The sequence below is a fragment of the Coprobacter fastidiosus genome, from assembly GCF_982245605.1.
This window is the reverse complement of record NZ_CEVCIF010000012.1, coordinates 27,567-42,042: the sequence shown is the minus strand read 5'-3', so window position 1 is coordinate 42,042 and position 14,476 is coordinate 27,567. Positions and strand designations below refer to the sequence as shown.

Genomic DNA, 14,476 nt, shown 5'->3' with positions numbered 1-14,476 from the left:
CAAAAGACAGCCCATTTCTCACTTAATTATTAAAATTTTACCGTATCGATATTTTCAGAGTACAAGGATTCCCGTCAATTACCGCTTTAGCGATATAAATACCTTTATTAAAATCATTCAAAGAATATAAACCGGCTTGAGGTGCATCAATAATTTGCAATAAACTTCCTGAAAGAGAATAAAGTTTTACCTGTACAGGAGTCTTAATTCCTTTTAACAGAATAGAATTACCGGCTTGATGCAAAGATGCTCCACTTACTTGAACAGCCTCTGCCGAATCGGTAATATCATCCAGATTCGGAACTTTATAATTTTGCTCGCCCTTATCTAATTTATAATAAAATGCTACGCTAAAATTATAAAGCGGATAAGGTTGATCGTACATAATTTCTCCCGACTGCGTTTTCGGTTCATAATCAGGTCTCAAAGTCACATAGTTATCATTTTCTTTATCACGAGGATAGAAATAAGAGTTGTCTGGATTTTTCTTATCATGATCGATATATTTGTAATAAGCCTCATAATCATCACTATCACGCAAATTACCATGTCCGCCGTTTGCTCCATCTCCGGCATAATTTACTTCAATTACACCACTCAAATCCTGAGCACAAGTCAAATAAACACAATCTCCTTCTATCCGGATATTCGTTATTGTCTGTTGTGCGTTATCATTATATACTCTAAAGCCATAATCCGTCTTCTTTTGTACTGTCCAATCATCCAATACCAAAGGTAATTTCGGAACAAGGAAGCGAATTTTTATCTCTTTCGCATTATCCGTACGGGAGATCTCTATCGGCTGCAAAGGAACAAAGCGTTGCCCCAATACTTTCGTACGGTAATATGCTTTGCCCAACATCTCGCCATACCAACGGTAACCGTTCGCATCGAGATGACCCCCTCGGTCTGTCATCGGATACACCGGACCGGCACAAATCATATCCTCATTCTCATTAGCAGTTTCCAATTGAGCCATACCTATTTCCAAAGTTTTCCCCCGAGTATATTGCGCGCCGGTCTGGTAAGTGATAAACAAGGGTTTCTCATTTTGAGCATAACTGTTCATGACATCCTGCTGCATGTCATTCTTCAATTTATACAACAACGCTTTATATTCATTCTTATCAGTTGTATTGGGTACACCCGGAGTCAATCCCTTTTCAGAATCCGAAGTATAATTATATTCTCCTTGCATCCAAATAATTGCCGGACAAGAAATCACGCTGTTCAGTTCCCGAGAAATTTTAGCCCCGTAAAACATCGCATATTTAAAATCATTATATAAATATCCGTTGGTACAATGTTTTGAAAGCTGTTCTATCGTCTTGCCTCCCGTACCGGTAGAAGTCGCTACATATTTTACATCAGGGTCATTCAATTTTAAACGAAGATGATTCACCGCTGCAACGATAGGACATTCGGCAATTCCGCCATTTTTAGTCTTAGCCGAATTTTTATCCGAAATAGCCAAAGATGCTTTTAATGGATTAAACTTATCAAAAGTCGTATTCCCGAGATTTATCCAAACCTGATCTCCGATCATATAATTACCCTCTAAAGATTCGGTAGACATAGAAGGATAAGACTGATGCCCGGTAGAAAGACTCTGACCGTATATTATAAAATGCTCATAAACCGACGATTCTCCTTCTCCGCCACCGGGAGTCAGCGGCGTCTCGATCGCTCCTGATGCACAACGTCCGTTGGCAAAGGAACGTATCGCACCCAATTGATCGGTCATAATGCCTAAATCCTGCAAAAATTCAGCATTCCCCTGACGATATGCCGGAGAAGTGGTATAAACCGGGACACTGTTTTGCGTGGCAATATATTTATCCGGATCGATAGCCAATCCCGCAATCGATCCGCCATTATAATTTATATAATTTTCATTTTCGAGAGGAGAAGTATATCCATGATCCGCCAACAAACGTCCCAAAAAAGAATTTTTAAGATTAAAATTCTTCCCGTCTATCAGATAAGAATCATTACCTTGTACAGACATATCCAAGACTTTCGTAGGATCATCTTTCAGATAATTATTTTCAATAATAGAATTATATATATTATAGATTACGGTATTGGCAGCGCCAGCAGTAACACGTATTCCGGCTTGAGGTGTCGCCCCACCGAAAGCACTCGTATTACGGGTAATCGTACAATTTACAAGATTAAGCACGCTTCCGTCTTTACCGTTATTCATCATAATAGTACCTCCGAAAGATGCGGCATGGTTCCCGTAAAAAGTCGTATTGATAAAAGACAAATCACATGTCGATCCGGTTGTTTTATTATCTACATAAACAGCTCCACCATGTTCTGTAACGGAATTATACAAAAATGCACAACCTTCAAAATAAGCTCCGGTCTTTTTAGCCGCATTATCCAAAAATGCAAACACGCCTCCGTCTTTTGCGGTATTATTTTTGAATACAGATTTTTCAACTCTAAGCATAAGATCTCCTTGCACGAAAAATACGCCTCCCAGACCCGTTGTCGTATTATTCTCAAAAAGACATTCTTTGAACAAAATATTTTTACCTGCTAAAATATGAGCTACAGCTCCGTTCCCTTTACCCGTCGTATTATCGGAAAATGAGCAACCGGTAAAAGACACACTAAACCGATCTTGTTCCAACAAAGCATAAACAGCCGCACCACCTCTTCCGTCAGCAGAGTTACCGTCAAAAACACAATCGATAAAAGATGCCGATGCATTCCGAATATACACCGCTCCACCGAAATCATTTCCCATAGGAATACTATTCCCTTCTCTGAAAGAAAGATTAGCAAACTCTATCGATTGATTAAAAGAATCGATACGAATCAAACGTGTCGTTCCATTTCCGACAAATCCGCAAGTTTCAGCACTTTTCCCTATAATTTTCAAAGATTTATCCAAAGGTCTCACACCATTTTTACCCTGAACATTCCAAGTCGCATAGGTTATACCACCAAGTTCGAATGAGGTAGAACCATCTACTTTAATATCATTATTCGAAGTACTACCCTCTTTCTTAGGCTCGGCAGAAATATCAATAAAATCAAGCACATGTATCTCATCACCGTTTTCAGCCAAAGTGAATGCCCGTGACAAAGTTTTTACCGGAGTTTCTGCCGATAAACCGTTATTTGTATCATTTCCGGCAGAAGAAAGATACAAATCGGTAGCCGAAAGATAGTTGCCTGAACTGCAAAACAATGCAGCAACGAGTACATTTTTTAGTAAATTATTTTTCATACTGATATAGAATAAAGATTAATTAATTAATTATTTATTTATCTCCAAGACTTTATCTAATTTGGACTTATCTTTTTCAGGAATATGTATCCGGTATTTTTTTACACCCTTATCTAACTTATAATAAAAAGCCACGCTGAAGTTATATAATGGATACGGATGACCGTATATGATATTGCCGAACTTATCCCTCGGTTCATAATTAGGTCGTAAAGTGACATAATTTCCATTCTTATCTTTATCCCGGGCAAAAACAAAAGTCCCATCGCTATTCTTTTCATCCTGATCGATATATGTATAATATGCTTCATAATCGTCACTATCCCGCAAATTACCATGACCTTTAAATTCATCAGCTCCGGCATAAGTCACCTCTATTGCTCCCGATAAATCCTTTTCACAAGTTATATACACACAATCACCCTTTACCTTTACATCCGTAATCTTTTGCCGGATACCATCATTATAAATAGCGAAACCGTAATCTTTTATCTTTTCCGTAGTATAATCATCAAGTACCAACGGCTTCACAGGAACTCTAAAACAAATTTTAATTCCTTTAGAATCAGAAGTTCTCGATAATTCTTCGGGTTGTAAAGGAATAAAAGGTTTTCCCCCGATTATAGTACGGTAATAAGCCTTAGCCAACATCTCTCCATACCAACGGTAACCGTTCGCATCGAGATGTCCCCCGCGGTCCGTCATCGGATACACCGGACCGGCACAAATAATATCTTCCGTTTCGTTTGCAGCCTCTAATTGGGCCATACCGATATTCAAGGTTCTCCCTCGAGTATATTGCGCACCGACCTGATAGGTTATAAAAAGAGGCTTACTGTGCTGATTATAAATAGAAACGACATCATTTTGCATATCGTTTTTCAACCGTAGCATTAAAGTCTTATATTCATTTTTTCCCACCACATTCGGAATATGGGGTAATAATCCCCTCGTCGTATCTGCCCAATAATTATATTCCCCTTGCATCCAAATCACTAAAGGACACGTCACAGTTGCATTTTCTTTAGCCGCTATCTGCGGTGCGGCAAATGCCGCTTTCAAAAAACCTTCCTGATAAATATTTTTATTCCGGCAATGTTTCGATAATTGGTCGATCGTCTTTCCACCCACACCCGTAGAAGTTGCAATATAATTAACAGACGGATCATTTATCTTTAATCTCAAATGATTGACTGCGGCAACGATCGGACATTCGGCAATACCGCCATTCCGACTCAACGGAGATCTTTTCTCGGTTAAGGCTAAAGAGGATTTTAACGGATTCAAAATCGCAGAATTACGATTACCTTGATTAATCCATATTTGATCTCCGATCATATAATTCCCCGACAAAGGTTCTGTTGTCAAAGCCGGATAAGATTGATGTCCGGTAGAAAGGCTTTGCCCGTAAATGATAAAATGCTGGTAAATTTTCGTATCCGGAGTTTCTGATTTCTTCTCTGCGGCAACTCCATAATTAAATGCCGCACCTAAAGCAACGGTCAGGACGTATGCTTTCAAATTTAGTATATGTGCTTTCACTATGTATAAATTTATTTAGAACAAATGTAAAAGAGTGATATTAATAATACTCATAATTCTGCCTTAATTTGTAAATACAAACGAATAAAATGCATTTAAAAATAAATTTATACTGATTAAGAACCTATATTATAAAAGCACCTAAATTATAATTAAAAAAGTGTTTTCTAATTTAATCTACACCATTTTCATGTACATTTGCAGACAAAAGAATGATCATATCGTTATTCAAAAAACAAAACAACTACACTAAGAAAACATAATATATCAATGAATATAGCCATGTTAGCCTCCGGCGGGGTCGATAGTTCGGTTGCCGTCTATCAATTGAAAGAAGCCGGATATACTCCTACTCTATTTTACATCCGTATCGGTATGGAAGATAAAGATAAAAATCTGGACTGCCACTCGGAGGAAGATATAGAAATAGTCACTTATATAGCTCGTAAATACGGATGTCCGATGGAGATAGTTTCTCTACATAACGAATATTGGGAATATGTCATGGGGTATGCTTTCGAAACGATAAAAAGAGGTCTGACTCCTAATCCTGATGTAATGTGCAATAAATTCATCAAATTCGGATTTTTTGAAAAATATTGGGGAAAAGACTTCGATAAAATAGCTACAGGGCATTATGCTAATACCCGAATCATGGATGATATTACTTATCTCGCCACTGCAAAAGATACGATAAAAGATCAAACCGATTTTTTGGCACAACTTAATCACGTACAAATCTCCAAATTACTATTTCCTATCGGAAATATGATGAAAGACGAAGTCAGAACAATTGCCTTACAACAGAATCTTCCGAGTGCTCGAAGAAAAGACAGTCAGGGAATTTGCTTCTTGGGGAATATTAACTATAACCAATTTATACGTAATTATTTAGGAGAAAAAGAAGGAGATATAATAGACTTAAAAAGTGGGCATATAGTCGGAAGACATAAAGGATACTGGTTTCACACCATCGGACAAAGAAAAGGTCTCGGCCTCAGCGGGGGACCGTGGTTTGTCATAAAAAAAGATCCTGAACAGAATATACTATATGTTTCGAACGGATCTGACCCGGAAACACAATACGGAAACATTCTTGATTTAAGCGGATTCCAGTTCATATCCGGAAATCCTCTCGGAGACCTTTCACATAATACACCGATCACATTTAAAAATCGGCACACTCCGGAATTTACACCGGGAACGATACAACGCATTGACAATAATATTGTCAGAATCACTTCCGAAAAAAAAATACAAGGTATCGCCCCCGGACAATTCGGTGTCATATACAGCCATGATAAAGAACTTTGTCTGGCCAGCGGAATTATACAATAGATTTTTAGGTTCAGAACCTATTTAAATTTTTCAACTCAAAAAAGATCTGTACAAAATTCAAATAGGTTTTTACTGAATCTGTAAACGACCACTCAACAACAACAACGAGACTTCGGTTGATTTTGCCTGAAATTGAGCCGAAATTTTTCGAGTTACAGCATCTAAATAGCTTCGTTGAAATTCTCTGAACTCCAATCCCGAAAGACTCCCGAGCCGATATCTTTCTAATGCGGTTTTAAGGCTGACCAATGCTACTTCTGCACTTTCCGACTCAAAACCGACCATAATCAAGTTATTCTCATAACTGTTATAAAGTTGAGCCAAGTCACTTAACATCTGTAACTCTACTTCCTGATAACTCAGCTTACTATTTTCTATCTCAATCTTCGCATTTCTTACCTTCTTACGGGTTTCTAAACGATTAAACAACGGTACGGAAAGTGTAAACCCCCAAAACGGGCCGGTATTCTGATTAAAAGTCGATATAGATGCCGGTGATTCAGTCCGTGAAAAACTATACCCTGCCGTAAAATCTACCGAAGGGAAATAAGCCGACCGGGCCAATTTAAGATCAAGCTCCGACACTTTCTGTTCCCGACGAGCAATCAATAGTGTCGTATTGTTATTCAACATCAACGTTTGCACTTCATCTTTCGGGTACATCGGATGTAACAGTATCGTATCTTTTACATATCCTCTTTTATGCAGATCGATATTCATCAGCGTATTCAATGTAATATAAGCACTACGCAACTGCTCTTGCTGCTTTACTAATGTCGAACTATCAGAATTCAGATCTATTTTGGTCTGCTTCAGCTCCAAACCTGAAAGACTCCCGATCCGGTTTTTCTGTAAGGCTATTTCATATCGTTGACGGGAAAGATCGAGACTTTGCTTAGCTGCATCCAGCAAGCTCTTCTGTACCAATACATTATAATATTCTGTATTAACTTGTGCTATCAAATTCTCAACAGCCATACGAGTTTTCAGTTCTCCGATAGCAATAAACTCATTGAGTTTTTCATGGGTCGTAAACATCGCCAAACCATCAAAAATAGTCCAGTTCAAATTTATATTAGCGCCATAATTATCGGTAATGCTGCCACTGAATTTTTTCTCTGTTCCGCTATTCGCATCTTTCCTTTTCGAATTTATAATCGATTCTTTCTGTGTGCCTTCTGCCGAAAGTGAAGGCAAAAAAGAAGAATAATTCTGGTTATTACGCTCTATCTGTTCTTCATTCTTTGCAATACGGATACCGTAATTAGATTCCAATGCTTTACTGATGCAATCGGAAAGTGTTAAGGTCTCTTGCGCCGTTACTCCCAACGGACAAATCAATAAAAAAAATATTACAATACTTCTTATCATGATTTCGTATAAGTTTCTTCATTAACCACTTTGATCTTAGAAGCCGACAAATATGTATAAATTGCCGGAATTACATAAAGTGTCAATCCGGTAGCACATACCATTCCGCCGACAACAGCAATACCCATAGCGATACGGCTCTCCGAACCCGAACCTGTAGCCAACGCCATAGGTAGTGTTCCCAACACCGTAGAAAGACTGGTCATCAATATGGGTCGAAAACGTGCCACAGCAGAATCAAGTATAGCCTCATGCATACTTAAACCGTCAGCCTTACGCTGATTAGCAAACTCGACAATTAAAATACCGTTCTTCGAAACCAACCCTATCAGCATAATTATACCGATTTGGCTAAAAATATTCATCGTTTGTCCGAAATACCATAAAGAAAGTAATGCTCCCACCAATGCCAACGGGACTGTAAGCATAATAATCAACGGATCTCGGAAACTTTCAAATTGGGCTGAAAGAACAAGATAAATAAATATCAATGCAAAAACAAATGCAAACAAAAGACTGGAAGAACTTTCTACAAAATCTTTTGAACTTCCGGACAGAGTCGTTTTAAAATCTTCATTCAAGACTTTGTCTGCGATTCTGTCCATCTCATCGATACCCTGTCCTAATGTCTTTCCTTTTGCCGGAGATGCAGAAACTGTCGCCGAGACAAAACGGTCGTATCTAAATAATCGAGGGGGCGTACTACTCTCTTCCATTGTCACCAAATTATCTAAACTAACCAGCTTATTATCTTTTCCCCTCACATAAACCGTTGCCAAATCGGCAGGTTTATTCCGTTGCGATTTATCGAACTCGCTTATGATCTGATATTGTTTTCCATTCAGGATATAATATCCTATCCTCTGATCACTCATGGTTAGCTGCAATGTTCTCGAAATATCTTCTACCGATACCCCTAACAAAGCGGCCTTATCCCGATTAATATTAATCGTCAGTTCCGGTTTAGTAAATTTCAAGTCCAAATCATAAGTAGAAAATTCCGGACTTTGAGAAACCTCATTCATAAATTTAGGCAGAATACCTTTCAAATCATCCAGATTCTTTGCTTGTATGACATACTCTACCGGTAATCCTCCCCGCTGATTGCCGAAAGTCTGACGTTGTGTTACCATAGTACGAGCACCGGTAAGCTGCTTCAATTGAGGAGCTAAATCATCGGCAATTTCCTGCTGAGTACGATCACGATCTTCTGACGGAACTAACATTACATTACAAAATGCAGAATTGGTTTGTCCTCCTCTTCCGGTCAAAGACATAATCAAATCTTCTTCCGGAACTTCTTTTTCTAAATAGGTAGTCAAATCCGTCATATACTGGTCCATATATTCAAAACTCGATCCCTCTGTCGCCGTAGATACGACCCTCAACTGAGCACGATCTTCCATCGGAGACATTTCGGAGGGTAACGTCATCCAAAAATAATAGATGGCTACACCCGACAATAATAAAATAATCGGAGCGATATAACGATGCCGCATAAAAGATTCCAGGCTACTGCGATACGCATTCGTAAACCATACGAAAAAAGGTTCGGTAACTCTGTAAAACCAATTACCGGTCACATTTCGGGTTAACAATTTAGTCGAAAGCATCGGTGTGAACGACAACGCAACAAATGAAGATATCGCTACAGCTCCCGCGATTACGACACTAAACTCACGAAAAAGACGACCGGTCGTTCCTTGTAAAAAGACAATAGGCACAAATACGGCAACTAATGCAACCGTCGTAGCAATTACCGCAAAGAATATTTCCTGAGAACCTTTAAACCCGGCTTCCAAAGGAGACATGCCTTTTTCTACCTTATTATAAATATTCTCCATCACGACAATAGCATCATCGACAACAAGACCTATTGAAAGAACGATTGCCAAAAGTGTAAGGATATTTATCGTGAATCCGGCCAAATACATTATAAAAAATGTACCGACCAAAGATATCGGTATCGTCAACACAGGTATAAGCGTCGTACGCCAGTTACGTAAAAATAAAAATATAATAAGAACAACGAGAACAAAAGCTTCTACAATCGTACTTTTAACTTCATTGATCGAATTGCGGATAAACACTGTATCATCTTGATAAATACCGCATTGCATATCATCCGGCAAATCGGCTTTAATATCTTCCACTACCTTATATGCCCGATCCACAATATCCACATAATTAGCTCCCGGCTGCGGGATAATAACACACCCCACCATAGGGTTGTTATTCATCTTCATTATATAACGATTATTCTCCGAATCGACGGTAGCTTTTCCTACATCTCTGAAACGAACGACTTTATCCCCATCCCGACGCAGCACGAGGTTATTAAAATCCTCTACCGTCAACAACCGTCCCATCGTACGCACCGTCAATTCTGTGTTATCTCCCTCGATACGTCCCGAAGGCAACTCTACATTTCCGGCAGAAACGGCGTTACTCACGTCCATCGGCGTAAGACCGTAGGCAGACAATAACATCGGGTCCATTTTAAGCCGGATCGCCAGCCTTTTCTCTCCCCATATTTCTACGCTACTTACACCGGGAATCGTTTGCAACCGTTCTTTAAGATGCAAATCGGCATACGTACTTACATCGATAATCGAACGGGTATCGCTACTTAAATAAAGGCCAAAAATCGGCTGAGCGTCGGCATCGGCTTTTGAAACTACCGGAGGATCTATATCTTCAGGTAATTTTCTCAACGCTCCCGAAACTTTGTCACGAACATCGTTCGCCGCTGTCTCGAGAGGCACTTCCAACTCAAACTCTATTCTTATATTACTCCGACCATCCCGACTCTGACTTACCAAAGAACGGATTCCGGGAATCCCATTAATAGCAGACTCTAACGGTTCGGTAATTTGCGTTTCCACAACATCGGCATTTGCTCCGGTGAAAGTCGTACTCACCGATATAATAGGAGGATCGACACTGGGATAATCTCGGACACCTAAAAATGTTATACCGATCATACCTATAATGATAAATACCAAATTCATCACCGTAGCAAGGACCGGACGTTTTATACTGACAGAAGATAGACTCATGGCGGACAATACAGTTTAATGTTATTCTACGGTTTCAGGCTTTACGGCAGCCCCTTCTTTTACTTGCATCAATCCGGTTACCAATATGGTATCCCCGACCGACAAACCCGAGATTACCTCGATTTTATTCTCTGTACGTTGTCCTGTCTCTATAACGGTAGAATGAGCTTTCCCATTTCTTAACATCCAAACTTTTTTACCTTCCATTTCAGGGACAACCGACTGTGTAGGAACAAGCAACGAATGATTGGAGACTCTGGTTATAAGATTTAACCGGGCAAACATTCCCGGAGCTAATAATCGACCGGGATTTTCACAACGGGCACGTATCGAAATAGTACGAGTATCCGAATCGACTTTAGAGTCAACAGCATATACCGACGCATTGAATTTCTTGTCGGACGATTCCGTCGTAAACTGTACCATTGCCCCGACCAATGCTTTTCCCGCATATTTTTCCGGAACTGAAAATTCGACTTTCAATAACCCGTCATCAACTAAACGTGTGACGATCGTACTCGGTTGTAAATATGCTCCTAAACTGACATTACGAAACCCGAGAACTCCGGCAAAAGGAGCTCTTAATTCCGTCTTATCTATTTTTACTTTCAAAAGAGAAATATCTGCTTCTATCAAATTATAATCAGTTTGTACCTGATCAAACTCTTCACGGCTAACAGCATCTTTTTCAAATAATATGCGTTGACGTTCCAATTTCTCGGACAACAGTTTCTGCTGAAAAAGTGCACGCTTCAACTGTGCTTGCAAATCAGAATCATCGACTTTAAGCAATAATGCTCCTTTTTCGACATGTTGCCCTTCCTTAAAATAAATTCCGACAATTTTTCCCGTCGTTTCAGCGACCAAATCGACTTCTTCATTCGGCAACAATGTCCCGACAGCCTGAATATCGGAACTCAACCTGAACGGCTTCACAATAAATGCATTGACCGGAATCTGCGTTCCCTTCTTAATATCTTTTTTACTTTCTCCCGCTGGAGAATCCATCAACTTAACTGCAATCAACCCACCAATAAGTAAAACGGGAATACCGATTTTCAATAAATTCTTTACATACCTATTTTTCATGCAATCTCTGAGCTATTTATTTTTTGTAGATGTGCGTATACTTATAAAAATATAGGACTCTGTCATGGGGCAGAATCCTATATATAATAGTTCAAATATTTATACGGTTGATTTCAGCCTCCTTTCTTGTCCAAAAACAGTCCTTAGACAGCGAAATCCTACAAAGGTTTAACGAGCAGGAATATTTTCCACCAAATTTGTCAGAAAATTCCAAAAATGTTCAACCGATGCTATATTTACTCTCTCATCCGGAGAATGAGGAAACTTAATCGTAGGACCGAACGAAATCATATCTAAATTAGGATATGCCGCACCAATAATGCCGCACTCGAGTCCCGCATGCATAATCTTTACTTCAGGATCAAATCCCAATACTTTCTTATGTACATCTTTTGCCACCTTAAGCACCGGTGAATTGAGGTTCGGCTCCCAACCGGGATAATCCCCGCTGGTCTCTACCTTAGCACCGGCTAATAAAAATACACTCTCCAGACTTGAGACCAAAGCTTGCTTCATACTTTCACTCGAGCTTCTTATTAAGATAAGTACCTCTATCGAGCCTTCAGACGAGCGAACAATCGCCAAATTAGAAGATGTCTCCACTACTTCAGGTACTCCCGGAATCATTCGGGCTACCCCATTACGACAACCGACAACGGCATTTATCAAATCGTCCTGTATAGGCTCAGGAATCAAAAAATCCGGTAATCCGGTTTCCTCTGCTGTCAAAGTCAAATCATCTTCAATCAAACCGTATTCGTGGATATAGAGAGCCTCAAAATCGGCTACTTCATCTAAAAAGTCCGATTTATATTCGGCCGGAATAGTAACAACCGCCTCAGCTTCACGAGGAATAGCATTACGCAAATTTCCTCCGCTGACCCATGCCAGCCGAGCATCATACTCTTGTACGGCATGTTTCAAGAAACGAAACAGCAGCTTATTTGCATTTGCACGCCCCAAATGAATATCCACACCAGAATGTCCCCCTTTTAATCCAGACACAATAATCTTTAAAGCTATTTCATTTTCAGGAATATAAGGTTCATCTTTATATCTAAAACTAGCAGTAAGATCAATTCCTCCCGCACAACTCATATATAATTCACCTTCTTGTTCCGAATCGGTATTCAATAATATCTCTGCCTGCAATAAATCAGGTTGCAACCCTAAAGCTCCATACATCCCCGTCTCTTCATCATAAGTAAACAACGCCTCTAACGGCCCGTGCTTCAATGTCTCAGACTCAAGAATCGCCAAAATCGAAGAGATTCCGATTCCATTATCCGCCCCTAAGGTCGTACCATTAGCTGTGACCCATTCCCCATCGATGTAAGAAGTTATCGGATCTGTCTCAAAATTATGAACTTTATCCGCATTTTTCTGAGGCACCATATCCATGTGTCCTTGCAAAACCACAGGTTTTCGATTTTCCATACCGGGAGTTGCTGGTTTACGTATCAAAACATTTCCCGCCTTATCCAAAACCGTTTCTAATCCCAAATTTTTACCAAAATCCAGAATATATTGCGTTATTTTCTCCAAATGTCCGGAAGGACGCGGGATTTTACAAATAGCACTAAAATGACGCCATACGGCTTCGGGCTGTAAAGTTTCGATTTCAGATTTCATAAATTTATCTGTTTTTACAGTTAATAATTATCATTTTCCCGCCTCGATCCGACAAAATCCGCCCATCCGGCACTTCGGTCTTTTTTTTTCTCTAACGAAACAGAAAACAGAGTATAAATTCCTAATAATATGATCAATAACATTTGAGATCCATGTGCAACCAAAGCAAACGCTCCGGCAATATTTTCTCCTATACCATATATAGAAAGTGCCGCAATAATAGCCAAGTGCCATGGGCCGACACCACCTTGTACCGGAATTCCCATACTGAGGCTTCCCATAACAAATAACGTCATAGCTGCCAAAACTCCTAAATGCTGCATCGAACCGAAAGCAAAAAAACATACATAAAGTTCCAAAAAATAACAGAACCATATCGCAACGGTATATAGCAAAAACATCGTTACTTGTTTCATCCGCAATATCGTACGAAAACCATACCATAGATTCTTTACAATGCTTTTTACCTTTGCTACCCATCTATTCTCGGTTTTCTTTGTAAAAAGCCAAATCAAAAATCCGACCATCATAAACATGCAGATATACAGCCAAGGTGTTGTAATCATCCGCCAGAGAGTTTCCTCAATTGTAGGAAATTTTCGTAAAAAATCCCGGAAAACCTTCATCTGCAAGAAAAATGTTATAACAGTAAGAAAAACCAATGTTAACGTATCGCACAAACGCTCGGATATAATAGAACCCAAAACCTGCGTAAAAGACATTTTTTCCCGACGCGCCAAATAAGTACAACGCCACACTTCCCCTACACGGGGAATCAACAGATTCATGGCATACATACCGAAAACAGCGTTTGTCAGGGCTTTTACCGAAGGATCTACTCCTAAGGTCTTTAACTGCAACTTCCAACGCAATGCTCTGAATATATGACTCATCAACCCGATAATCATAGAAAGAGCGATCCAAAAGTAATTAATTTCAGATTGTAAAATGACTCCGATCTGGTGCATATCCAAATGGCTGTACAGATACCAAAAAAGAGCCGCTCCGCATAATAACGGAATAAAAAACTTCAATATACTGCCGAGTAATTTCTTCAACTTATCGGGATAAAAAAATATTATTGTACCTTTGTGTATTGCAAAGATAGATTTTATCCATAAAAGAAACATCTCTTTACCGGATTTAATTAAAATCTCTTTGCAAATTATACATTGATTAACGATCCTGCTACCTGAATTTT

Annotated in this window: 8 protein-coding genes; 1 reads left to right on the top strand and 7 read right to left on the bottom strand. The window is 39.3% G+C overall.

The features are described from left to right. Positions 1 to 37: 37 nt before the first annotated feature. Together AC0UMU_RS04745 and AC0UMU_RS04740 are read right to left on the bottom strand one after the other, a co-directional pair. Positions 38 to 3,244 carry a hypothetical protein gene (locus AC0UMU_RS04745; RefSeq protein WP_278715188.1) on the bottom strand — a complete coding sequence of 1,069 codons (3,207 nt, stop codon included), beginning with the start codon at positions 3,242 to 3,244 and terminating at the stop codon, positions 38 to 40. Positions 3,245 to 3,274: 30 nt separating this feature from the next. Further along, positions 3,275 to 4,786, bottom strand: a complete 1,512-nt coding sequence (locus AC0UMU_RS04740; protein WP_278715190.1) for a hypothetical protein — start codon at positions 4,784 to 4,786, stop codon at positions 3,275 to 3,277. 270 nt (positions 4,787 to 5,056) lie between these two features. On the opposite strand from AC0UMU_RS04740, the gene mnmA reads away from it, so the two are divergent. Beyond that, a complete protein-coding gene (mnmA, locus tag AC0UMU_RS04735) occupies positions 5,057 to 6,124 on the top strand; it encodes a tRNA 2-thiouridine(34) synthase MnmA (RefSeq protein ID WP_278715192.1) in 1,068 nt (355 codons plus the stop codon). Between the two features lie 69 nt (positions 6,125 to 6,193). Here mnmA and AC0UMU_RS04730 read toward each other — a convergent pair whose 3' ends face one another. From AC0UMU_RS04730 to AC0UMU_RS04710, 5 genes are all read right to left on the bottom strand, one after another. Further along, positions 6,194 to 7,495 (bottom strand): TolC family protein, encoded by a 1,302-nt coding sequence (locus AC0UMU_RS04730; RefSeq protein ID WP_009316633.1) that lies wholly within the window; start codon positions 7,493 to 7,495, stop codon positions 6,194 to 6,196. Beyond that, on the bottom strand, positions 7,492 to 10,554 hold the full coding sequence (locus AC0UMU_RS04725; protein WP_022390943.1) for an efflux RND transporter permease subunit: 3,063 nt from the start codon (positions 10,552 to 10,554) through the stop codon (positions 7,492 to 7,494). The genes AC0UMU_RS04730 and AC0UMU_RS04725 overlap by 4 nt, the downstream gene beginning before the upstream one ends. Positions 10,555 to 10,575: 21 nt before the next feature. Continuing rightward, entirely contained in the window at positions 10,576 to 11,643 is a 1,068-nt protein-coding gene (locus tag AC0UMU_RS04720; RefSeq protein WP_009316631.1) for an efflux RND transporter periplasmic adaptor subunit, read from the bottom strand. A 168-nt stretch (positions 11,644 to 11,811) separates the two neighbouring features. Then, the gene (locus tag AC0UMU_RS04715; RefSeq protein ID WP_278715194.1) at positions 11,812 to 13,275 is read right to left on the bottom strand and encodes an aminoacyl-histidine dipeptidase; all 1,464 of its coding nucleotides are present in this window, start codon (positions 13,273 to 13,275) and stop codon (positions 11,812 to 11,814) included. 20 nt (positions 13,276 to 13,295) lie between these two features. Then, a complete protein-coding gene (locus tag AC0UMU_RS04710; protein WP_278715196.1) occupies positions 13,296 to 14,333 on the bottom strand; it encodes a lysylphosphatidylglycerol synthase transmembrane domain-containing protein in 1,038 nt (345 codons plus the stop codon). Positions 14,334 to 14,476: the final 143 nt, after the last annotated feature.

What these genes read in the sequence shown, in the direction of transcription:
- AC0UMU_RS04745 (WP_278715188.1), bottom strand. Translation starts at nt 3,244, where the DNA reads ATGAAAAATAATTTACTAAAAAATGTACTCGTTGCTGCATTGTTTTGC.
- AC0UMU_RS04725 (WP_022390943.1), bottom strand. Translation starts at nt 10,554, where the DNA reads ATGAGTCTATCTTCTGTCAGTATAAAACGTCCGGTCCTTGCTACGGTG.
- AC0UMU_RS04730 (WP_009316633.1), bottom strand. Translation starts at nt 7,495, where the DNA reads ATGATAAGAAGTATTGTAATATTTTTTTTATTGATTTGTCCGTTGGGA.
- mnmA (WP_278715192.1), top strand. Translation starts at nt 5,057, where the DNA reads ATGAATATAGCCATGTTAGCCTCCGGCGGGGTCGATAGTTCGGTTGCC.
- AC0UMU_RS04720 (WP_009316631.1), bottom strand. Translation starts at nt 11,643, where the DNA reads ATGAAAAATAGGTATGTAAAGAATTTATTGAAAATCGGTATTCCCGTT.
- AC0UMU_RS04715 (WP_278715194.1), bottom strand. Translation starts at nt 13,275, where the DNA reads ATGAAATCTGAAATCGAAACTTTACAGCCCGAAGCCGTATGGCGTCAT.